The following is a 25,621-nucleotide window of genomic DNA, read 5'->3' on the forward strand; positions in this document are numbered from 1 at the left end:
ATATACGCCTGGTGATCCAAAAACGCCTACGGGCCCGGGGTATACATATCCACAGGATGAGAATGTGCCGGGATGGCAGACAACCGACTCAACAGGGCGATTTGACATTTTTGTTAAGAGCTTAATGGATCAAATCCCACCTGGTTCTCCTAATGGAAACAAACATGAGGTAATTCATGGTCAGCAGTTTGCAGAAATAAATAGTTGGGAGAATGCAACGTTATTTCAGGATGTTGAGACTACTCCTGAACAAACCATTTATTGGCGCCTAGCTCATAAAGGTAGATTCGGAGTAGACACCATGTCTGTAAATATTGGTTCAGGCAACACGGCTCCGGGAGATCTTCCGAGTGTTCAAACAATGTCAACCGATAAAGACGCATGGAAATACTATTCGGGATCTTATACCGTTCCGGCTGGCCAAACGGTAACACGATTTGGATTTGAAGCCATATCGTCTGCTAACGGAAATATTACCGGTGGTAACTTCATTGATGATATTTTCCTGGGAACAGAACCTTGCGTCGTCGCTGACAAAACGGTTTCTCCAGAGGGAGAAGTATCTGCCGATCAAGTATTAACATACGAAGTAACCGTTAAGAACAACGGCGGCGACACTGCAGCAAATGCAGTTTTCGAGGACAGCATTCCTGTCGGAACCGAATTTGTTCCTGGCTCCATTCTGGTGGACGGCCAACCGGTCGACGATTCTCACTATGATAGCAGCAAGGATATGATCGTGATCGATTTGGGCGATGTGCCGAATGCCACCCAATTGCCTCAAGGGAAAACCATTCAATTCAAAGTTAAGGTATTGTCTGGGTATGGAGGCGTCGTCACGACAAACCAGGCTATTATCAAATATGAAAACCTATTGACAAACAAATCAGAAGAAGCAGCTACAAATGAAGTGAGTACCTCAATAGGCAGCGAAGCCAATGTGTGCCCGGCTCCGGTAGCGATGATTAACGGCAGTTTTGAGCAAGGCGCTGTCAAAGGTTCTGCTGTTAATGGATCCGGACTCTACTACTATGAATCTGAAGTACCCGGGTGGAAGACCACGGATGATGCTAACGGTTATCCGGTCATTGAGTTATGGGACTGGGAACAAAATATTCCTTCAGTTGTCAAGAACTGGCCAGCTCCCCCGGATGGCGACAAATGGGCGGAATTAAATGCTTTTGAAAACGGGATGCTCTATCAGGATGTGAAGACAACCCCTGGACAAACCATTTATTGGCGCCTATCACATATGGGGCGGCAAGGGGTAGATACAATGCAGCTTCGTATTGGAGCAGCAACAGCTAACCCTTACGATACCGTAGTCCAACGACAAATGACGGATGGTAACACCGCTTGGGGAACCTATACGGGTACTTACACGGTCCCTGCAGGACAAAAGGTTACTCGCTTCGGCTTTGAGGCGGTGAGTACAGCAAGCGGAAGTATCGGAGCAGGCAACTTCATCGACGATATCTTCCTTGGAACGGCACCATGCGTGACGGCCAACAAGACCGCATCTCCACAAGAAGTGAATGCCGGCGATGAAGTAACCTACGAGATTCAAATCAAGAACGAAGGCGGAGACATCGCCGCCGATACAAGCGTGACGGATCTGATTCCGACAGGAACAGAGTATGTCCCTGGTTCCATGAAATTGATCCAAGGCTCGTCCACCAAGGACCTGACGGATGCGGACGATACCGACGAAGGCCGCTTTGACGGCAGCCAGGTCAGCATTCAGCTAGGCGACTTGGCCAATACGAGCCAATTGGCAGATGGCGTTACTGTGCAATTTAAAGTCAAGGTTTTAGCGAGTGCCGCCAATCAGCAAATTAAAAACAAAGCTCAAATCAGTTACGAAAACTTATTGACAGGCAATACGGAACAAAAGGAATCGAACGAAACCACAACACCGGTCCGTTTCAATCCTCCTGTTCTGGAGTCCAACAAAAAAGCAATCCTTCAAACGAAGGCCGCTGGAAACACGGACCCTAGCAATCCCGAACCAGGCGATACGCTGCGGTACACGATTCAGGCACGGAATACAGCCCTTAACAGCTTTGTCAGCAGTTTGGTTATCTCTGACGATCTACCGGCTGGACTGCAATATGTACCTGGCAGCCTGAAGGTAGACGGTGTTTCCGTCACCGATGACGAAGGCGATCAAGACGGCGGTTTTTACACCGATGGTCAAGTGATCGGCTTGGTGGGGGACATCACGGATACCGAGTGGCATACGCTTGAATTCGACGCAGTCATCGAATCTGGACAAGCTGGCAAGAATATTCGCAATATCGCTGTTGTTGGCGGCGAGAATGTGAGCACGCCGAGCAAGTCCGAGGAAGAAGTTAAGGTTTATCCGCGCCATCCGGTTGTAGAATCGGAGAAAATCGCAGAGAACCTGGACGCGGGCAAAGCCAATTTTGAAGTCGGGGATACGGTTGTGTACACCATTCGGGCAAGAACGGTGACGCAGGATGCGTATATCTCGAATTTGAAGATTACGGATACCCTGCCGGAAGGACTGGAATACTTACCGGACACCTTAACCGTGGACGGCAAATCCGTCTCCGATGCTGAAGGCGACGATGAAGGCCATGTGGTGACCCGCTCCGTGTACGGCGGATTCGGCGATATATGGGACGAAGATTGGCATGAGCTTCAATTCCATGCGATCATCCAATCCGGTCAAGCCGGTAAGGATATTCGAAATATTGCCAACGTCAGCGGCGACAATTTCGACGTTCCAAGCATGCCGGAAACCGAAGTCAAGGTCTATCCGCGCAACCCGGTCGTCGTTTCGGAGAAGTCTGCAGCGAACCTTGAAGCGGGCAAGCAGACGTTCGAAGTCGGGGATACGGTTACCTATACGATCCGGACAAGAACGGTGCTGGACGATACGTATATGTCCAACCTGATCATATCGGATACGCTGCCGGCCGGTCTGGAATATATTCCGGGCAGCTTGAAGGTAGATGGCGTTTCGGTTACCGATGACAAGGATAGCGACAAAGGCCATTATGATTCAGGTCAGGTTGTCGGAAATGTCGGGGATGTATGGGATACGAAATGGCATACGCTGGAGTTCCGGGCGAAGATCGTAGCCAGCGCAGGTCAATCGATCCGAAATACCGGCGAAATTACCGGGGACAACATCGACGAGCCGAGCCGGCCAACGGAAGAGATTGTGATTGTGGACGGCGGCACGCCGCCGGTGGACCCACCTGTCAATCCGCCGGTCACGCCTCCAGTGAATCCACCGGTAGATCCGGATCCACCAGTCACACCGCCTGTAACACCACCGACTCCGCCTTCCCCAGTCCTCGAGTCACGGAAGACGTCACGGGATATCAATGGCGGAAGCATCGCGGTCAGCGATACGATGGAGTATACGATTTCCGCGCGGAATACCATTTCCGGCAGCCATGTATCAAACCTCGTAATTGCTGACATCCTTCCAGAAGGGCTGGCGTATGTATCAGGCAGCCTGAAGGTGGACGGCGTCTCCGTCACCGATAACACGGATGGCGACAAAGGCCAATATGTTGGCGGCAAAGTCAGCGGGAACTTTGGACGGATTACAGACACCGAATGGCATACGATCGAGTTCAAGGCAACCGTCAAGGCGGGACAAGCCGGTAAAATGATCGAAAACATCGGTGAGGTCACAGGAGATAACGTGGCAAGATCAGAGAAGCCGTCGGATGCCATCGTAGTATCGGACGATGAGGACGATAACAATTCGAACCCGGGTGGAACGGGAGATTCCGACGGAGATTCGAATGAAGACCCGAACGGAAATTCGAACGATGACTCGGACGTAGATTCAAATGGGAACTCGAATGGAGATTCCGACGGGGATTCGAACACCGGGGCACAAACACCGGACGATCATAACGATTCAACACTGGGTGTATCGGACTCGAATCCACGAGATCCGGCTGAATCCGGAAAACCGGAAGCAACGGAGAATGGACCTAAATTACCTGATACGGCTACGAATATGTATAGCTACATGTTAGCGGGAAGTATCCTCCTGCTTGCAGGATTACTTTTGTTGAGAAGAAGAAAAGTATAGACTAACAATAACTACTCCTCAAGTGCACCATACTTGAGGGGTAGTTTTTTTATTTCCCGATCTCTTGAGTTAGCCCACCATTCTGATCTGTCACCGCTCTCCCCTCCTCAATGCTTATAAGCGGAGCAGCAACACCAAATTTAAACCATTTTTAACCAGAACCGTCCGCTCGTTTTAACCTTGATCCGTTACTATAGAAGAAATTGGAGCAACAAGGGAGAGAACGTATGCGAGTATTGGAAATGTTGTTGGTGGCATCCTCCGTTTTGGTGCTGATGGTCTTACTGTTCCGTAACACAATCAACCGGAAGGTTAGCGTTATAGCCGGCATTTCTTGCGGTTTACTGTTGGGCGCGCAACTGTTGTTTGAGGGGTATAGGTGGCAGATGATTCCGGCCTATATCGTCGCCGCTTTGCTCCTCGCCTTTGTTTTATTCAGGCGCAGAAATGTCGGAAAACCGCTGCGTTACACGATATTGGCCCTATCTGTTGTTTTGCTGGGCGTATCCGTTGCCTTATCGATATTGCTGCCGGTCTTTCATTTACCAAAGCCTTCAGGCGAGTTCAGTGTGGGAACGGAAACGTTCCATTTTATCGATGCCGACCGAGAAGAAACGTTTACCGAGCAGAAGGGCGACAAGCGAGAGCTGGTCGTTCAGGTATGGTACCCTGCTGCGGAATCTGGACGGAGCGCCGAGAAAAATTCGGTGTTCCCTAAAGACAGAGGGCTCTTCCAAGCCTATATGCAAGCTTATTCCGGATATCTAGGCCTTCCCGCTCCTGCCCTCGACTACTGGAAATACAGCCGGGCCAACGCATCTATCAATGCCGATCTGCATCCCGCGAACCATCCGTATCCGGTGGTGCTGCTGTCACACGGCATGGGGGTCGGCAGAATTTTGCATACGTCTCAGGCTGAACATCTTGCCAGTCACGGCTATATCGTATTCGCCGTCGATCATACTTATAGTACCGTTATGACCGCTTTTCCGGACGGGCACGTGACCGGATTCCTTACGGAGCAGTCTCAGGAGCGATTATTTGAGGACAGCCGCGCCATTTTAGATGTGTGGAACAAGGATACAGCATTCATTGTGGATCAGTTAGAGAAGCTGCATTCAGGCGCCATCACCAGCAAATTCGAAGGAATGATAGATATGGACAACATCGGCATGTTGGGTCATTCCTTCGGTGGAGCAGCAGCTTTTGAAGCCGTTTATTCCAACCCGCGAATCAAGGCCGGCGTGAATATGGATGGCACGTTGTTCATCACGAAGAACCGGGACGACATGAAGAAACCGTTTATGTTCATGGAATCCGAAGATTTTATGAATGTGAACGAGCAGCAGGCCAAGTACCGCAAAACTCCGGCCACGGATGCTGAGCTCAAGGAGCTCCGGTTAACGCGAGAACAATTCGACACCATTCTGGCGAATCGGGAATTGGAACTGAAGCTGATGGATCGTTTATCGCAGCAAGGGTATGGACGGACCATTTACATTGAAGGAGCCGGACATTATAACTTCACTGATCTCCAGCTGTACTCTCCGCTTATCGGACTGACTGGCATGACCGGAAGCATGAATGGAGAAAGGGGCGCAGAAATCGTCAATCGCTATGTTTTGGAGTTTTTCAACCAGCATTTACGCGGAATCGAGAGTAAGCTTCTGGCCGGTCCCACGGAGGACTATCCGGAAGTGAAGTATCCGAACTCGGTTTTTCAAGGAGAATAGATTGAAAGAGAAACGCTCTTCATATAACGGAGGGCGTTTCTTTATGGGTTTAGCTTTTAACAACCGCCTTCCCCTCCCATCATTCGTCCGGATTTTCATTTATGTGAGCAATTCATGCAAAATGCAACAGCCCATGTAGAGTTCTTGTAGAGATCTGCGTGATACAATTTCCATCAAATTCAACCCTACCTTATGGAGGAAAAATAACAACCAAGTAAAAAGACTATTAATTCCTTTAATAAGGTTAGAGATCAGAAAAGAGAGGATGGGAAATTTGATCAAGCTTTTTAAGAAAAAACAGGCAGCGTTATTCCTGAGCAGTATCCTGGTCATTGGTGGTTTACCGGCAGGACTAGCTCCCAATGTAGTGAGTGCTGCTGAACCGCAGGAGGCTTTAATCACCACATCTAACGGTAACACCAGTTATGATCTGATTGACGGAAAAACGACTCCCCCGGTTATTGTAGATTCAGGAGTTACCGTTCAAGATTCTGTCTACACGAAAAACTTGAATGCTGCAACAGTGGTTATTGAAAATTTCGTAGCTGGGGATACATTGGAGGTTCCTGCAGCAAACGGAATAACAGGAACTTATAATCCTGCTAATGGTATCCTGACATTGACCGGTGCTGCTTCAGTTGAAGACTACAAAAAGGTATTGTCTAGCGTTACCTTTTCAACAACCTCCAGCGTAACAACAGAAAGAACCATCAAATTTACGCTCGGCGATGCCCTTCCTTATGAAGTTAATGGACATTTTTATAAATATTTGAATAAAGGCACCTCAATTACTTGGGCTGCAGCAAAGGACGAGGCCGAGAACAGTGAATATTTTGGACGTAAAGGGTACCTCGTAACGATTACAAGTCCAGAAGAAAATACCTTTGTACAGGAAAAGACATTAGGTATCGGTTGGATTGGTGCAAAAGATATTGAGAGAAATAGCCAAAGCGATCAGATAGTAACTGGTGACTGGCGCTGGGTTACGGGGCCGGAAGGTTTGGAGGACAATGGGAAAGGCCTGAGGTTTTACCAAGGCTATATAAAGAGTGGCCTCACAGGAAAGCCGGTAAATAATATGCATACCAACTGGGATGCTGGCGAGCCAAATGACTCCGGTGGAACAGAATTCGTTGCGCATATTTTTGGTCCCGGAAATAAAGCTGGTAAGTGGAACGATTACTCTCCCAATGCTTCAGTAACAGGATACATTATTGAGTACGGCGGCATGCCAGACGACAACAATGTTGTAATCAGCGCCGAGAAGACCCTTTCTTTTGTAAATGTTACCGAGCTTACAAAAGCAAAAGCGGCAGCTGATCAATTAAAAGAAGAAGACTATGCTGAGACCGAATGGCTTGAATTTGAAAAAGCTTTGGAAGCTGCCAATACGGTCCTTAAAAATCAAAGTAAAACCCAAGGCGAGGTAGACGCAGCCCTGGAAGCGCTGAAAGAGGCGCAAGAGCAGCTGAAGCCCCGGGTTACAATCACAGAACCGAGCGGCGATACGGTTTATGTGGCCAAGCCTGAATTCAAAGGTGAAGTTGTTAAAGGTGCAACCGTCACCGCAGCTGTTTATGATAAAGACGGCAAGCTTATCGGTACTCCTCAAGTCCAAATGAATCCGGATGGTACATGGAGCTTTGCGCCTGACCAAGAGCTGCCTGATGGCGACTATGTCGTTGAAGTGACTGCTGAAAAGGACGGCAAGACAAGCTCGGAAAAGAAAAATGTGACAGTCGATACGACAAAGCCGAATGTACAAATTACTGAACCAAGCGGTGAAAAAGTCAACGTGACCAAACCGGAGTTCAAAGGTGTCGCTGATAAGGATGCAAAGGTCATCGTTGAATTGACAGATGAGAGCGGTAAGGTAGTTGAGTCCCGCGAAGTGGACGTAGACAGCAATGGAAATTGGAGCTTCACTCCGTCCGAGGACTTAAAAGACGGAAAATATACAGTCAATGTAACGGCAGAGAAACATGGCAAAGTGTCCACGGACACCAAGAACGTTACGGTAGACGCAACAGACGAATCACAGCTATCAGGTCTTGAGTTAAAGCGTGGGGATGGAACACCGATTGCGATCTCTCCGGCTTTTAATGGAGGAATAACCGATTATCAGGCTTCGGTAACCCAAGATGTTTACAATACAACCGTAACGCTGGCGACTTATGACCCGAACGCCACGATCGAAATCTCGCTTAATGGCGGGGTATGGCAAGGAATTCCTAACGGCTCTGAAAGTGATGAATTGCCGTTAGCATTCGGCACCAATACGATTGTTGTGAAGGTAACGGATTCCCAGGGTAATGTAACGGAATATACGTTAACCATCACCAGAGGTTCCAATGACAATAACAATAATAATGGAGACAACGGTGGAGGCAGCACTACTCCTTCAACGCCGCCTACGACTCCATCACCTTCAGTAGACTCTGGCGTGAATACGTCCGTGAACGGTAACAACGGTGGGTTTGCCACAGGGAAGACAACCACCACTTCTGAAGGTAACAAGCAAACTTCTGTGCAAGTAAACAGAGATAAGCTGGGAGACATATTAGCGAATGGAACAGGTCAGAAGCTGTCCATTCAATCTCCGAATGAGGGAAATATGGAGGTTGATGGTTTAACGGCTGCGGACATTCGTTTGTTAGCTGATAAGGGAGCAAGCCTTGACATCGGGAATCCGTTAGCTATCTTCCCGGTACCTAGCAAGCAATTGGACTTGAATTCAGTGTCCGGGCAGCTGGGAAATGCGGCACTCAACGATATCGCTGTTCATATCGATATTAAGCGCTCCTCGGAGACTTTGAGAAACAATGCCAAGAATAAAGCAACATCGGCAGGCTACCAGCTGCTGGTTGATCCGGTCGACCTGGAAATGACTTTTAGCCAAAACGGTAAAACCGTAAAATCCGGGCAATTGAACGGATACGCTCCGAAATATATCGCTTTGCCGGAAGGCATCGACCCGAATCGAATTACAACAGGCGTGGTGGTCAATCCGGATGGCTCGGTATATCATCTGCCAACTGTAGTTACTAAGATCGGGGATCGTTACTACGCGCAGATTCATGATTTGCGCAGCAGTGGTTCGTACTCGGTTATCTGGAATCCGCAGGATTTCGATGATGTGAGAACGCACTGGGCTCAAACGGAAGTGAACAATATCTCTGCTCGCCTTGATCTCCAAGGAAATGGTGGCAATACGTTCGCTCCAAATCGAAATGTGACTCGGGCTGAGTTTGCAGAAATCGTTGTATTGGGTCTTGGACTGATGCGTCAGGAAGAGCCAAAAACAACATTTGACGATGTTACGGCAACTGCCTGGTACCGCAATGCGATCTCGATTGCCAGTGAATTCGGCATCGTGCTCGGTTATAGCGACGGCGCATTCCGTGGTAACCAAACGATTACAAGAGAAGAAGGAATGGCGATGATCGCTCGAGGTTATCAATTGATCAAACCAGGCCATGCTATTAGTGAAGCAGAAATTAGCAAACTGCTCGCAGGGTATGAAGATGCGACCCAAGTAGCCAGATGGGCCCAACCTTCCGTAGCAACCTTGCTGTCAACAGATATTGTCCAAGGAAGCGGAGATAAGGGCTTGACTCCGAAATCCACGATGACGCGGGCTGAAACGGTAGCCTTGATGGAGCGTCTGCTGAAAGTTACCCATTTCATCGATTAGATCCATAAGTATGAGTCAATGACCCGTTAAGAAGCACTTTGAAAAAAGTGATCTCTTGCGGGTCATTTTTGTTCGATCATTTGACATCTGGATCTCGATCTCACAGATTGAGTGAATTCTGATTGCTTTGGATAATGATCTCCGGTTCGGTCATTCTCGGAAAATGTCCACTCCGCGAAGCTCTATGTTCAGTTTTTGTCTATTTGCCTCATTTATAATGAGAATCGATTTTAAATTATTTAGGAGGTAGATTATGAACGCGTCATTCAAAAAATACGCTGCCGAATTCATTGGAACCTTGGTGCTGGTTCTGTTCGGCTGCGGCAGTGCCACTACGGCGGGAGGAGAGCTCGGTTATTTGGGAATCGCATTGGCATTCGGGCTGTCTATCGTGGCGATGGCCTACGCCATCGGCCCGATTTCAGGATGTCATATCAATCCGGCGGTTTCACTTGCCATGCTAATTAGACGTAAGCTAACGGGTACCGACTTCATCGGGTACGTTATTTCGCAAATCGCCGGTGCGATTGCGGGCGCCGCTATTCTTTACGCCATCATTGTCTCCGCGGGCATGCCCACGACGGGGCTCGGTCAGAATGGTTTCGGCCCTGGGTACGGGATCGGGATTTCAACCGCTATGGCATTCGTTGTCGAAATCATTTTAACCTTCGTATTTATTTATACGATTCTGGGCGTAACCTCTACGGAGAGCAACGGAAATGTAACCGGCCTTGTGATCGGACTGACACTCGCTTTTGTACATATTTTAGGCATAGCCTTAACGGGAACATCCGTTAACCCTGCAAGAAGTCTGGGACCGGCACTTTTGCTTGGGGGGCAAGCCTTATCTCAAGTGTGGGTGTTTCTTATCGCTCCGCTTGCCGGCTCAGCGCTGGCCGTTGTTGTATACCAGCTGCTGAACAGCAAGCCTAAGGGGAAACAAGTGTAACATCGTTAACCATAAATGGTGCCTTTGCAAGGCGCCCCTCCGGTTCCGTTGTTCATGGCGATCGTGTTCATGTCAGGTATCTATTTGGATGTCGTTATTCTGTTTGCAGGACCATGCGTTCCCAATTCCATGAATAGACGGCAACACGACAAGAAAGCCGGCATCGGCCCTCGAATAAAGGGCGCGATGTCGGCTTTTAACTTAACGTCCAAACTCCTTATTGAATATTTTATCGTGTGCCTCCGCGACTTTCGGAGCTACCGAGTTGATGGCTGTCACCAAAATATGCTTCCCGCCCACAGGTCCGAAGGCTCTCGTCTCAAATCCGAAAGTTCCGCCGGCATGCCCCCAATAGGATTGCCCGTCCGATGTTTTTCCTTCATAAATCCCTAGGCCGAATTTACCGATAGGTGAATCTACTGCCGTGAACATCTGGTCCATCATCTCTTGATTCAGAAGCTCGCCGCCCAGCAGCGCACTGAAGAAGGTGGTCAGATCCTTGACTGTTGAAACCATGTCACCGGCAGCATTTGCCCATGATTGATTCATTTCAGTCAAATCATACATATGACCCGATCTGTCCATATTATATCCTCTGGCATGCTTACCTGGTATATAGGAGCTGTTTTCCATAACGAATGTATCCGTCAGCCCGAGCGGCTCGATGAACCGTTTCCTGATCTGCTCCGCATAAGTATCTCCGGTGACCTTCTGAATAATTTGACCGGCTAGCAATGTATTAGTGTTGGAATAGTTCCAGCCTTTCCCTGGCGCATATACAGGCGGCTTGGCAAGTGCCAAGTGGAGGAGTTCGTCAACGGAATAATAACGGAATGGATTTTGAGGCAAGGTCATGTCTCGCATATCATCATCTGTATAACTCGCAATCCCGCTTGTATGGTTCAACAACTGACGAATCGTAATTTGGTTCCCGTCATACCCGTTACCCTTTACGACCCCCGGCAGCCATTGTTCGACCGAATCATCTAGGCTTAATTGTTTCTCCTCAGCCAACTGCAATACAACGGCAGCGGTGAACGTCTTCGTAATGCTCCCAATCCGGAATGAAAAATCCGGCTCTACGGGGCCTGGTACCTCGTAACTGGCTGTACCGGTGGCATATGACCAACGTTTCCCGTCTTTTAGCCCGCCTCCCACCACACTTGGGACTTGTTTATTGGTTACCACCTGATCCATGACGTGTTTGACTTCTTCCCTTCGCTTGCTTTTCTTTTCCTCCTCCGTGAGTTCCTTTTTGGCTTCTACTGCGAATTCCGACGCTAAAATATCAGGGATATATTTATCCGCATCGCCCAGTACATTGATATTGATTGAAATGGTATGTTGGCCGCCTTCGGTTCCGCCTGCAAAGTTGGTAAATCCGGGAATGCCGCCGCCATGTCCCCATACAATGGTTCCGTCCTGCAGCTTTGTTTGGTGTATGCCAAGTCCATACTTTCCAAGAGGGGAGTCGGCTGTGCTGGTCAACATTTCCTTCAGCATCTCCGTTGGCAGCAGCTTTCCGCCCAATAAGGCGCGGAAAAACGTGGTCATATCTTCCCCGGTCGAGATCATTTCCCCGGCGGCATTCGTAAACGAGGGGTTCAGTGTGGTAATATCCACTAATTGATCCCCTGTGTTCAGGTAGCCGCGAGCATTTTTTTTCGCAATATCCGCCGAGCTGCCGGGGAGGAACGTTTCTTTAAGTTGAAGCGGTTCAATAATTCTTTTCTTAATCTGCTCCGTATACGTTTCCCCGGTGACCTTCTGGATAATGAGCCCCATAATAACCGTATTCGTGTTTGAATACGACCAGCCTGTTACAGGCTTTAGCTCCAAGGCGCGGGCAATCAACTGTTCGGCTGTATAAGTATTGCCTGGATTTGCAAGTAATTGAGTCCTGAGCTCGGGAGTCAAATAGTCTGGAAGCCCGCTTGTATGATTCAACAATTGGCGAATCTTAATCTTACTTCCGTCATACCCATTGCCGTGCAGAAATCCCGGAAGCCATTTCTCCACCGTATCATCGAGACTTAGCTTCTTTTCGCCGGCAAGCTGCAAGGCAACCGTAGCAACAAACGTCTTCGTTGTACTTCCGATCCGGAAAGCGGAGTCGGCGTCTACCTTATGGTTCCTTTCGATATTCGCTTCACCGGAGGCATATGACCAGCTCGCCGTTCCTTTCTTTACGGTGACAATAACGCCCGGAATATGGTCGGCATTGGCAGCTTTATCGATTGCTTGTTGGGTTGGTGTCTTAACTGCCGCATGTACTGTTCCATAAGCGGGGAATACCAGTGTACCCGCCAACATGGCAGTTAAAGTAAGCACAGCTCCTTTTTGCGTGGTGAATGATTTCATAATGCATCGCTCCTATGTTTTTGGAATGTTGTGTTGCTTCACTCCTTCACCCTACCTCCGAAGTTGTTAATTCGGACAGTGATAAAACCGCCAAGCTTTGGATGACATCATACCTGGACCTGTCACATATCCCGTATGACAAAGTGTCAACGGTTCATGTGACGTGCTGGCTGCAGCCAAGTTCTATCAACCTCCTCCATTGCTTGACGGATCGAGATGTTATGGTGCATGATAGGTCTGAATTATTTGGAAATTGGTTTGCAAATACATACAAGCAGGTGTGCATAATCCGTGTTCTCCATAATGAAAAAATGGTTCTGGTATGATGGGTTACTTGTGGCCCTACGAACGCTGTGGCTGGTTATTATCGTAAGCACTGCTTTTGTCAATCCGTCATTGATCGATGCGCCGGTTGGGGCTGTACTTTCGCTTGCTTTGGCCGTTTACCTCATTCCGCTAACGGTCCGCTACAAAAAAGAAGAACGTTATCTTGCAGTCGAAGTCGCAACAGCGGGCTTGTTCCATCTCTATTTAGCCTACGCAGCGCCGGGATTGTTATGGTCTTTCGTTCTATTCGTGATGATTATCAGCTTGACGAGCAGTCGAAAAAGCTATGTGTGGACAGGAATCCTCTGTGGAATCATATTCCCGATCTTGAACGGTTGGATTGCTGATCGCCTCCCGTACGAGTTTATCGTTAACTGCAGCCTTGGATTTGCCATCGGCTTCGCGTTTAATATATTAATTCAGTCCCATAAGCAATCCCGAATTATTCAAGAACAGAAGCTGCTGCTGGAGCAGCATATTAAGCGGATCGAGGAGCTTACGCTGATGGAGGAGCGCAGCCGACTGTCACATGAGCTGCATGACACGATTGGTCATTCGCTTACCTCGCTCATCGTCGGCGTCGAATCACTGCGATCGTCCGTGCCGGATTCACAAACCGAGAGGATCGATTCGCTCATCGGTATCGCACAGCATAGTCTGGATGATATTCGAAAGCATCTGCACAAGCTCTCTCATACCACATTAAGCCATTCCTTAAGTGAATCGCTGTGGCAGTTAAGCGAAGCGTTTATGAAATCGACAGGTATAACCGTCCATTTCCGTGTGATTGGCAGCGAGACTCTCGTTATGCAAAAAATAAACTTTAGTCTATATCGATGCCTACAGGAGTCTCTAACCAACGCCGTTCGGCACGGCCAGGCGAGCGTGATAACCGTCCAGCTGCATTTCGATAGTCAGCAGCTTCGGTTACAGATCGAAGATAACGGCATTGGAATTGATGACATCCAATTCGGTTTTGGGCTTCATGGGATGAAGGAACGACTTGAGCTGTTTAACGGCACGCTATCCGTCCATTCCGGGTCTGGGCAAGGCACTATCGTCATATGTAATATTCCGCTGCAGAATGAGCCAGTGCATGACACGATCCGCCTGCTAATCGTTGATGACCAGACGATCATTACGGACAGCTTAAAGCATAATTTGGAACAGCATGCCGAGTTTATCGTCGTGGGTAAGGCTGGGGACGGACGGGAAGCATTGGAGCATTGTGAGCGAACCCAACCGGATATCGTGTTAATGGATATTCGAATGCAGGGAATGGGCGGACTTGAAGCTTTACTTGAGATGAAACAGCGATGGCCTAATATGAAGGTTGTGCTCATGACTACGTTTGAGGATTCCTTGCAGGCAGCAACTGCATTGGAGCACGGGGCGGAAGGCTACATCCTGAAGTCGATTCATCCGCGGGAAATGAAGGAAGCCTTGAAACTTATTTATAACGGAGGAACCTGGATTGACCAATCGGTCGCCGCACAAGTATTCGAAGAGATGAAGCGTCAACGTGAGCAGCTGGAACGAATCGGCTCAAGTCAGGAAAACTACCCGTACGGGCTTACGAAACGCGAGATGGAGATTCTGGAGAATCTATCGAGCGGACTGCGCTACAAATCGATCGCCGCCAAGCTATTTTTATCGGAGGGTACGATCCGCAACTACTGCTCGATTCTCTACTCCAAGCTAGGTGTCAACAATCGGGAAGAAGCCATACAAATGGCGCGATCCGAGAATATCGTATGAGCGCTGGATGGAGTAATTAAATCCATATATAAAACTAAAAGGGCCCGGATTTCCTCCGGTCCCTTCATATTTATTCAAGTACCAACAACCCCTAAGATTACTTAGGGATTGTTGGTTTCAACTCTTTCTCTTTATGCTTTTTTTCTTCTTAGCAGGAATAATCCTGCAATTAGAATGATGCACCCAGCCACTACATAGTTGTACATATTCGTAGCTGTATCCGGCAACTTGTTACCTGTGCCTTTGTCCCCGGACTCTACATTCTTCGAGTCATTCGAAGTATCGGATTGGCCAGATTGGCCAGGTTCCTCCGATTCACCTAATACATCCGTTTCATCGGATCCACTTGATCCGCCGGGTTGGCTGGAATCTGGAGATTCAGTATCCGAATCTTCCCCACCCGGATTGTTCGGCTTATCGGAAGAACCATCATTCGTATCTCCTGGGACACCTGGATTACTTCCGTTTCCACCACCTATGATGATGTCTTCATATGGATGATACGGTTCGACCAAGTTATCCCCGCTTACTTCACCTACGTTGCGGACCGTCTCGCCGGCTTGCCCCGCAATCACCTCAGCCCGGAAAACGATGGTATGCCATGCGGTATTCGTAATGTTGCCGAACTGTCCGTTAACCTTACCGTCGACATAGGAGCCTTTATCGCCATCCTGGGCATCCGTTACGGATTGGCCGTCCACTTTCAGGCTGCCTGTCACATATTTCAGTTCACTCGGGAGCTCATCTGAGATCTTCAAATTCTTTACAGCGTTCGGGGTGGTGTTGCGCGTCCGGATCGTGTATTCGATCACGTCGCCAACTTGAATCGCTCCACCGTTCAGATCCTTCGCTTCTTTCCCGGATTCCAGGACAGGAGCCGGATCAACAGAAGTCGGATCGTTGATTGTGATCTCTTCGCTCGGGCGGCTCGGAACATTCAGGTTGCTTCCGCTCACTTCACCTACATTCTTGATGACGTCCCCATGTTCGCCCTTGATAATCTTCGCCTGGAACACCAGCGTATACCAAGCATTATCCGTTACGGTTCCAAAGCTTCCTTTAACCGTACCGTTCACATATTCGCCTCTGTCACCGTCAGCGTTATCCGTTACCGAAACACCGTTTACTTTCAATGTACCTGCTACATACTCCAGTTCAGCAGGCAGTTTGTCCGAAACCACCATGTTCGTTACTTGGCTGCCGGAAACCGTGTTGCGGGCACGGATCGTATACTCGACCGTATCCCCGACTTCAATGTTGCCTCCGTTCAAATCCTTTGCAGCTTTCTCGGATTCAACGACAGGAGAACGCGGCACTTCGCCTGAACCGCCTCCGCCTCCGTTACCCGGATCTACCGGCGGGGTAACCGGCGGATCGACTGGATCGACTGGCGGGTCGACAGGTGGCTCTACTGGTGGTTCTGGGTCTACTGGAGGATCGACCGGCGGGTCAACCGGTGGGTCGACTGGCGGATCTACCGGCGGTTCCGGCTCAACGACAATTTTCTCTGTCGGCTCGCCTGGCTGAACAATATTGTCACCCTCCACTAGCGCCGTGTTTTGGATCGTCTGACCGCCTTGTCCCGTTTGAATGATAGCCTGGAACTGCAGCGTATGCCAATCCGTTCCCTTAACATTGCCAAATGAGCCGTACACTTCGCCTGTTACAGAATAACCGGCATCGTTGTCATTCTCATCGGTGACGGATACACCGTCCACCTTTAAGCTATTCGGCACGTATTTCAAGCCTGCCGGTAACGTATCCGTAATCGTCAGATTCTCCAGATAAGTATCGTTGACCACACCTCTCACACGAATCGTATAGGAAACGGTGTCCCCGACTTCATACGTAGCCTTGGTTACATTCGAGTTCGCTACAAATTTTTCCGATTCGATATACGGATTCCTCGGGTATACTTCCACTTCAACTCGAGGTCTGTCCGGCGTGTTGATATTATCGCCGCCTACAGTCGCGATATTGATAATATCCTTACCCGCTTGTCCTGGTTCTACGATCGCTTTAAATTGAACCGTATGCCAGTTCATATCCGAGACGCTGCCAAATTCGCCGACAACTCGGCTTGATGCATAATAACCGCTGTCGTCTCCTTTGGCATCCGTAACAGATACTCCATCTACGGTTAAACTACCTGGTACATATCTCAGCTCTGCAGGAACTGCATCAGAGATAATGAGATTATTCACCGTGCTATCTGTGATCGTGTTTCGGGTCTGAATGGTATACAGCAGCGTATCTCCCACTTCGGCATGCTGCGCGTCCAAGTTGCCTGGTGCTTTTTCCTCAATGCTTACTGTCTTGCCCGACGCTAACAATGGCTTCTTATTAACGGTGAAGTCCGTTTCTGCCGTTACTGGATCTAAGCCACCACTTTTTACATTGGCGACATTCTTTATCGTTTTACCAGCTTGACTATCTAAAATTTTCGCTTCAAACGTAACCGTGCGCTCGTCAGTATCAGCTACATGACCGAAGTTCACCGTAATTTTCCCATTATTGCTTTCGGGAACTGCTTGATGACTTGCGTGTATAGTTCCATCGATAAGCTCTAACCCTTCAGGTATTTCATCTTCGATGGTTACATTCTTCGCCACGGTGCCATCTACCGTATTTTTCGCAACAATTGAATATACAACCCTGTCACCGACTTCATAATAGGGCTTGTCTTCTTTGTTTTTTACATTCTTGCTCACTACTAATTCAGGAGGAATGACTTCTAATGCAACTCCCCAAAAATGCGGGAGGTACGCATCGGTGCTAGTGCTATTAGAATTTATAGGTTCTGCGGTAAACGTATGATCTACACGATCTAACCCTGCTGGAAAAAAGGGCGAACCGTTAAAATCATAGTTATATATATCCGTGTTAGCCGGCGTTCGATCTGGATTTCTTGTACTTACATTTTGTCCGTTTTTTGTAATGCTTCCATTCCAAAAGTTAAATTCTTCTCTAGTACTATCACTCACATACGCGTCATTAAGGATTTGGTTATCTTTAAATGCGGTCATTTTATATTGGTCATTGATGATCGTTCGATTTCCACCGTATACACCAACAACCATACTCCCCTTTAAGCTACCCGCTTGCTTTGTGAGCATAGGCTGATCGGATAAAGTGGCTGTGAAGCTTTTATTGGGAGCAGGAACAATGCCATTGTAATAATTTAATTTTGTAATCATTGGTGGTAAATTTTCATTCTTCTCGACGAATACGATGTCCCAATTGGCTAAAGCGTCTGAGGCCCAAGGAAGCTGCAACGGATTTCTCAGCTCCAGGTTTTTCCCCCAGTAATGTCCGGCTCCTTCTTGTTTAACAAACTCCGTAATATCATATACACCAACTATGCTTTGATCCAAAAAGAGCCTTCCTCCTTTGGGCCCTTGGATAAAAGTTCCTAGCTCCGTGCCTGTTGTACTTTTGATATTATTTGGAGATATATACAGGAATGCTGCTTCAACACTTCCATTAGGTACATATTCCATTGAACTGCTGCTGTAAGTCGATGCATCATTATCTGCATCGATATATCTGCCCTTTATCTTAGGGTCATTTGAAACATCATAGCCAAATACATTACTAGCGCCTATAGCTTGAAGGTGATAAAACCCGATTTTATCGAAAACTGTAATTTCTTTTTGCCCATTAAAGGAGTACGTGGGGACTTGACTTGAATACATATCTCCTTCCGCTGCCGCTGCTGTTCGGGTCATGGAAGGTAGTATGCTGCTGGAAATCAGCAGCGCTACCATTAAGCATGTTATTATGTAATGAAGCCTTTTCGTCACTGTTTTTCCCCCTTATGCTTCCGGTATTATTTTCGTTAATTGCACAATCTGTTTTTTCCCATTCCATAAAGACTTTAAGATCATCTCGTTAACCATCAATTAAGTCTCAAGTCTCCCCCACCTTACCTTTAACCCATTTCTATTTACCTCTCAAAAATATGCATTCCCCTGTAGTTGGAAACTGACAAAGCTGCCAAATCAGGTATACCACAATCTTTCATACCTTAAAAAAACAAAAAAAACCTTCGTCTCAAATTGACATAAACAGAAAAAATGGACGGAGGTTTCCGTCGTATTCGGCAGCTGGCTAGCCTAGTGTTCATCCTTTACACATTAGCCCCTGTAGCTTTGCGTCACCACCTTTCGGTGGGTTTGCTATTGTCGTACGATGTATTAAATTATCGATAAAATGTATAAATTTACTATACGTTTCATTCCTATTTGTGTCTATAATCCTTACGGCCTGAACACAGACCCTTCTGAAGTCGACTTTGGAATGAGCACTGAGTCACTTTTCGACCTGAATTTCTTCTCCGGGATGGAAGTCAACCAGGTATAAAGAACCTCCTTCCATTTTTGAGTTCGGGACTACGGGTTCAATGTGATGAGGCAACGAGATAAATAATCCCCCTTCATAAAATGACATTTAATTTGTCTCGCTGCGCACGTAAAAAGTTATGCTGGTCCCCTCACCCAACGTACTCTTGATATGAAGTCCTGTTCCGAAGTGCCGCATTAAGCGCTGATGCGTATTGATCAGGCCGACCCCAGTGCTGCGATCAGCTGTTCTTTCCAATATCCGCTGCAATTGAACTTCGTCCATTCCAATTCCATTGTCTTGAACCGTTATCTCTGTAAGGGTGTCATGGACAGAAATTCGAATTAGTATTTCCCCTCCGCGAGTGCGCTTCATAATGCCGTGTCTTATCGCATTTTCAACTAAAGGCTGGATCGAAAGAAAAGGGACTTTTAACTCCTCGCAGTCATCTACCTCCCAAACCACCTGCAGCCGCTCTTCAAACCGGACCTTTTCGATGTAAAGATACGAGCGCACTAGACTCAACTCCTCTTTGATCGAAACAAGTCCATCCGTATCTTGAAACCTAAATTTATACCTCAAAAAATTGCTGAACTCATCAAGCAAATGACGCATCTTATCCAAATTAATATCACTTAAAGCGGTTACGGCACTTAATGCATTAAATAAGAAATGAGGTTGGATTTGCGCTTGCAGCCAGGCAGCCTCTAATCGCAATTGGTCACGAACCGTAATTTCTAATGCTTCCACTGGCTTTGTCACATAATCGTTGGCTCCTGCTAAAAAACCACTTTGAATATCCTTCTGCTGGCTTCTTGCGGTAAGGAGCAGCACAGGGAGCTCCGTAAGCGTGTACCGCTCTCGAATTCTTCGTGTCAGCTCATAACCCGACATCTGCGGCATCATGATATCGGAGATGACCAGATCCCACTCCTTTGTGTCCAGCATAGCCAAAGCTTCTTTACCGCTCGTTGCCATCGTTACATCATAATCGTCAGGCGGTAGTATGGCTTCGAGCACTTGCAAGTTGACAGGATCATCATCCACAATTAATAGGACCGGACGACCACGTTTCATCACAATGTTGGTTGTTTGTTTTGCCGCTGGTGGGATATCCTCTTTTTCCAAAATGGCTGAGGCTGTTTCCTGAGTGGACATTGCTTGTAATGTTATTAGGTCAAATGAGTGGGAGATATCTCCCTCATCCTCCTCCGCATTCAAATCCGCTAGCTTTAACGAAAATGTAAACTTCGAGCCCTCTCCTAAAACAGAGGACACCTCTAACGTACCTCGATGAAGCTCAATGAGCTGCTTGCTTATACTTAATCCCAACCCAAAGCCGCCTTCAATCATGGTCTCGCTCGCGCTGGCTTGCTCGTACGGAAGGAATAAGCGTCTCAGCATGTCCTCATCCATGCCGATCCCGGTATCAGCAATAGCAATATATGCTCTTCCGTCTTCTACCGAAGCCTGAATTGAAATGACCCCTTCATTCGTATACTTCACGGCATTATGAAGCAAATTGAAAACGATTTGAATCACCCGGTTCTCATCCGCAATAACGGGAGGAAAGTCCTCAGGAATCTGATTTAAAATGTTAACAGACTTCACCTCTGCGTTAAATTGCAGCATATCAATGACGCCGGTTACGATCGGCTGAATCGATATGACTTTTTTCTGTAGACGTGGATTGCCCTCCCGCAGACTCATCACATCAATCAAATCATTTAATATAAGTGTTAGCCGACGCCCTACAGATAGTACCGTTTCGAGCTCCTTGACACTCCTGTCCTGTAACAACTGTCGTTCCCTGTTCAAAACGGACTGTGACATGTTAAGGATACTATGAAGCGGATTTTTGAATTCATGGGACGTGTTTGCCAAAAATTGGTCTTTATGGTCGTTCACTCTTTGCAAGGTTGCGGCAATCTTCTTGGTGTTAGCATGCATGATGAAATAACCCTTAAACCATAAAGCGGCCAAGCATCCTATCGCTGTAATCTGGTCAAACGGATAGTGGACAATGCTCAAACCGCTCTCCCGCCAGAATAAAGACCAAAGAAAGTGGTGAACCAGCGCAAGCATAGAAAAGAGCAGTAACAGATGGCTTTTGATTTCCTTGATTACTTTTTTTAAGATGGCTATGATCGTGATTACGGCTGCGATGGATCCCAGTAGGAAATACATCGGGAAGAGCATGATCACCTGAGGGGAGTCAAAAACAACGTAACCGCGGCAGTCCCTAGATTCATTACGGTATAAACAGGATATATCCTGCGCCAATAAGGGAGCTCACGATGATTCGTACATTCTAGCAACGCATAGCATCCGATCATAAAGGCGGCATTGGATAGTCGAAAATCCCAATCACTGCCGATGTAAAACAATTGATGAAACAGCTTCTCATCATTACTAAATACGCTGGAAAGTGTGATGCAGAATGTCATCAAAGAAAAATAAAGCAGCTTCTTCTCTTTATTTCCTAGTAGAAACAAAATAAGTGCATAAACAGAATGCATAAGAAATATAATGGCTCCCAGCGTCTGCATGGAAACGGAAAATTTCATTTCCTTGGCAACGGCTTCTTCTGAACCGAATTTAATAGACCTGGCAATGCCGCTGCCTCGACTGTCCACATAGTTTGCCGCCTGAATCACTAAATCGATGACGCCGTTTTTGTCTGCTGTAAAGCTTGTAGAATAAGGCAGGTTCTTCGCCGTATATTCTTCCTTTGTCTTCGCCACCTGCCCGGATTTAGCAAGCAGTCGGCCATTTACATATAATTCTGATGAAGTGCGTACGCTGGGTACACGAATACTATAATTAACGTTCTGTTTCGGATTTACTTTAATACGCAGGCGATAGGATGCATAACCATATGGGGTCGGCTCTTCGCTATGCAAAGCCTCATTCCATCCTCCCGGAACGGAAATCAGCTTTGGATCGATCTCGGCTGACGCACGCTGCCGACGACTGCCATCCAGCAACCAGTGTGAGGGGTAAAACTCCCATTCCCCATCAAGTAAGAGAACGCCGCCATCTTCTGCATCCCAATGACGCAAATCCAATTGCCCATTCGTAATGGACACCTGCTCTTGATGAGGTAACAATGCCATCCACACCATGCGCAGGCTCGATAGAATGACTAACAGTAACCCTATTAACAAAATCATATGACTCTTTTTCATTTGGTATTTCGGTGAGTCGTTTGCCAAGAAGTATTCCTCTCCTAATCCATTCTAATGTAGGCACTGCTCCATGAAAGAACAACCATTGACGACTTCCATGCCATCAATGGTTGTTTTTAGTTGCTCCATTATTTATCCCTCAATTTATCAATTTCAGCAGCCTTGCAATCAATACTCTTACCGCCGCACGTATCAAGTGTGCAATATCCAAAAATTGTCCTACATCAGATTAACAACCCTATCTATACAAAATCTATACAGGCTGGCCTAGGGCCTTGACAGCGATTCTATGACGGGACCCAAACTATATAGACAACAAAAAAAGAGCGCCCCCCTTATAGGAAACGCTCTTTCTAGTCATCCGATTTATTTCAAGCCCAGTACTTCAAAATCATAAATCCGCGCTGCCGTATCCCCGCCTTGCGTCGCCTTCTCTATTTGAAGACGCACGTACTGTGCGGAGGTCAGTTCGATGGCATGGCTGCTGACCGCTTTCGTATTGTCCTTGACCGATACCGCATCCTTCCATTCCTTGCCGTCCGAGCTTACCTGAATGGTGAATGCCCGCGTATTGAACGCGGCCGGCTCGCCTCCGGCTTCGGCATGCTTAATCACGAATTCACTGAGCTTATGCTCGGCTCCCAGGTCCACCGTCAGCGAGTGAGGTCCGTCTCCGACAGCACACCACTTGGTAGCGGCATTACCGTCCACCGCAAATGCAGGTGCTTCCTTCTCATTCACGAAGCTGGATGCTGACGTTTTCTTGCCAAGGGCAAGGTTACCCACGCCATTCTCCGCTTCCCGTGTAACCGTGATGAGCTTCTTCCGAACCATGTCCTCCCCAACGCTATTTGTAGCGGTTAACGCCACTTCGTACGTTCCTTCCTCCGGATATGTCACTTTTGGATTCTGCTCCGTACTGGACACTGGCTGTCCACCCGGGAAGCTCCAGCTCCAGGACTCCGTCACTTCCGAGGAAAGATCCGTGAATTGTATCGTTTCTCCTGGTGCGATCAGTGTTTTATCCGCCTCGAAGGCGGCAACCGGCTTCGGATATTCCGGCCAGTCAAAGCTTATCGACGATGCTTTTCCTTGTTCGTAATGACGGTTTACAGGAATCACGACCATTTGGGTTGCCTGTTCTTTCAGCTGCCGCTTCATTTCCGGCACGTAATACACGGTATTCCCCGTCATGCCCATCAACTCGTACTTGCCGTCCGGATGAACACGGTATACCTGGTAATACATAACGTCCTCTTCCTGTTTCGGTGCCTTCCAAGACAAGCGCGCATCACCATATATCCCGTCGCGGAAATCATTATCGATGACCTGCAGACTGGTCACCTGATGCGGCTTCTTCGCCTGATCGTTCACTCGCGTAACCGCCAGACGTCCGATATTGGCCCGATAATCTGCTATATCCGCGGCTGATTCGAATTGCACAGAGATTCCCACAATTGTGCGGCCTTTATACTTGTTCAGCTTAACGCTGCCCTGCTTCCAATCCTGATCGGCACCCGTGGCGGTCCACTTGCCAGGCTCGAAAAATTCATACCGATCCGGCGCATCGGAGAATGCCAAACCAATCTTCACCTTGGCGTCCTTCGCATTGTCCGTATAGACGAGCGATACTTCCGTCGTCGCTTCTACCGGGATATTCGCCTTATACAGCTTGACATGGGTAGAGGAGCCTTTGCTTACGGCACCAGCCACCTGAAGCGAGCTGCCTCCGTAGTAGGATTTGCTAAAATCAAATCCAGGCTTGAGGGCTTCACCCTTGCCGTTTGTTTCCGTGATCCAGCGCCAGGTCGGCAAAATATCCTGCAGGCTCCGATTGCTCCAGTCTCTGCTCCGCATCACTTTGCCGTCCACCGCAAACATATGGCCGTTACCCGTATTGAAATGGGTGACAAATTCGGAATCGGTGAGCACGGTTTTGGCAACCACATCATTCGCAATCCCTCTCCAGGCGAGCGGATCGGTCCCTTCAGGCTGCGAGGTATTGGCCGGATTCATTCCAGATCCCGCCCAGAAGATCTGCTCTTTTTTCATGTACTCCTCATGCGTTTCGGAGCTGTTGAACGCCCAATCGGGACGGTAAATACCGAGGGAGGTCGTGGCTTTCTTGCCGTCCGGGAACACAACCGGCCAATTGAACTTGCCTTCGTAGCCGTTCGCCTCCACGTCGATGCCAGCGTATAGATCATACGGGCTGCGGCCAAGCTCCGCCGCTTTGGCCGGGGAGTTCAGGAACGGAGTAATATAGTCGTATTTGCCGTTCTTCTCATCCTTGTACTGCCAGCGGAAATCGATAAACATATTGTCGGAAACCCGCTGATTTCCCGCCTGGAAGAACATCTCGTTCTTATCCGTCAACGCCCCCTGCCACTTCACCGGTCCTTCCTTGATCATGGAATCGTACCAGATCACTTCCATGCCCGGCGCTTTTTTCTGCTGAAGATATGTTAAAAATTCAGCCATCTTGGCGGCATCCTCAGGCGTTCCGCCCTGAGTCTCCTGATTGATGAACCAGCCGTCAAATCCGTAATACGCAGCAACCTCAATCAGTTTGTCTGCAACCGGGAAGGAGCCATCCTCCCGCTGCTTTAACAGATCATGCAGCCACTGGATTTTGCCTCCATGCTCGGTTTGCGGCAAGAAAACGGTTCCAAAAACAGGCACGCCATTCTTGTGGGCCGCATCGATCACGTCGGCGCTTGGCGGAACAATCAATCCTTCGCCTGCCGAGCCGCCCCACATCACCAGCTTGTCGATATACTGCCAATTACTGAACGTATAGGTATGGAACTTCTCAGAGCCTTGGGAAGGAGCTCCGCTTGTGCTTGGATACATGGAAGCGATCGATAAAACCTTGACTTCCTCCTTGGCATTGCGGTTTACCTTATGACCCTGTATACGCTGATCCTCCAGCTTAACCGTTCCCCGGTTAAATAGCGCATCCTTATCCTTGGACGGCGACCATTCCAGCAGCGTGTTCGGATACCAATATGACGAGTGAGGCTGTGCTGCTTCGGCTTCTCCAGCAAAACCTGTCAGAGACGCAGCCAGAACAGCCGTGCTCATCCATACCGTCATTCTGCGCTTCCACTGGGCTTTCGTTAAATAATCCGGTTTGATTCGTTTCAATGGAACAACCTCCTAAGTTTATAATTTCAAGATATGACAGAG

General features: G+C 48.1%; 8 protein-coding genes, 1 pseudogene and 1 riboswitch. Of the genes and pseudogenes, 5 read left to right on the forward strand and 4 right to left on the reverse strand.

The genetic code is table 11. The annotated features are described in order from the left end of the window. Nucleotides 1–301: 301 nt before the first annotated feature. From ACQKPA_RS15185 to ACQKPA_RS15200, 4 genes are all read left to right on the forward strand, one after another. Entirely contained in the window at nucleotides 302–4,081 is a 3,780-nt protein-coding gene (locus tag ACQKPA_RS15185) for an isopeptide-forming domain-containing fimbrial protein (RefSeq protein WP_427493451.1), read from the forward strand. Nucleotides 4,082–4,308: 227 nt separating this feature from the next. Next, complete coding sequence (locus ACQKPA_RS15190) at nucleotides 4,309–5,814, forward strand: dienelactone hydrolase family protein (protein ID WP_427493452.1); 1,506 nt, start codon at nucleotides 4,309–4,311, stop codon at nucleotides 5,812–5,814. Between the two features lie 274 nt (nucleotides 5,815–6,088). Then, nucleotides 6,089–9,508, forward strand: coding sequence for an S-layer homology domain-containing protein (locus ACQKPA_RS15195; RefSeq protein ID WP_427493453.1), 3,420 nt, complete (start codon nucleotides 6,089–6,091; stop codon nucleotides 9,506–9,508). Nucleotides 9,509–9,761: 253 nt separating this feature from the next. Continuing rightward, the gene (locus ACQKPA_RS15200) at nucleotides 9,762–10,457 is read left to right on the forward strand and encodes an MIP/aquaporin family protein (protein WP_427493454.1); all 696 of its coding nucleotides are present in this window, start codon (nucleotides 9,762–9,764) and stop codon (nucleotides 10,455–10,457) included. Between the two features lie 201 nt (nucleotides 10,458–10,658). Here ACQKPA_RS15200 and ACQKPA_RS15205 read toward each other — a convergent pair whose 3' ends face one another. After that, nucleotides 10,659–12,818: a serine hydrolase domain-containing protein gene (locus ACQKPA_RS15205; protein ID WP_427493455.1), complete on the reverse strand. Its 2,160-nt coding sequence runs from the start codon at nucleotides 12,816–12,818 to the stop codon at nucleotides 10,659–10,661. A 291-nt stretch (nucleotides 12,819–13,109) separates the two neighbouring features. On the opposite strand from ACQKPA_RS15205, the gene ACQKPA_RS15210 reads away from it, so the two are divergent. After that, nucleotides 13,110–14,903, forward strand: a complete 1,794-nt coding sequence (locus ACQKPA_RS15210; RefSeq protein ID WP_427493456.1) for a response regulator — start codon at nucleotides 13,110–13,112, stop codon at nucleotides 14,901–14,903. Between the two features lie 131 nt (nucleotides 14,904–15,034). Here ACQKPA_RS15210 and ACQKPA_RS15215 read toward each other — a convergent pair whose 3' ends face one another. From ACQKPA_RS15215 to ACQKPA_RS15225, 3 genes and pseudogenes are all read right to left on the reverse strand, one after another. Continuing rightward, nucleotides 15,035–18,277, reverse strand: coding sequence for an isopeptide-forming domain-containing fimbrial protein (locus ACQKPA_RS15215; protein WP_427493457.1), 3,243 nt, complete (start codon nucleotides 18,275–18,277; stop codon nucleotides 15,035–15,037). A gap of 724 nt (nucleotides 18,278–19,001) precedes the next feature. Continuing rightward, nucleotides 19,002–19,093, reverse strand: a riboswitch (cyclic di-GMP riboswitch). A 259-nt stretch (nucleotides 19,094–19,352) separates the two neighbouring features. Next, nucleotides 19,353–22,432 (reverse strand): annotated as a pseudogene (locus ACQKPA_RS15220) (ATP-binding protein). A 366-nt stretch (nucleotides 22,433–22,798) separates the two neighbouring features. After that, nucleotides 22,799–25,579 carry an endo-beta-N-acetylglucosaminidase gene (locus ACQKPA_RS15225; protein WP_427493458.1) on the reverse strand — a complete coding sequence of 927 codons (2,781 nt, stop codon included), beginning with the start codon at nucleotides 25,577–25,579 and terminating at the stop codon, nucleotides 22,799–22,801. Between the last annotated feature and the right edge of the window lie 42 nt (nucleotides 25,580–25,621).

The sequence above is a fragment of the Paenibacillus sp. NPDC093718 genome, from assembly GCF_050279985.1.
Classification (GTDB): Bacteria; Bacillota; Bacilli; order Paenibacillales; family Paenibacillaceae; genus Paenibacillus_AQ.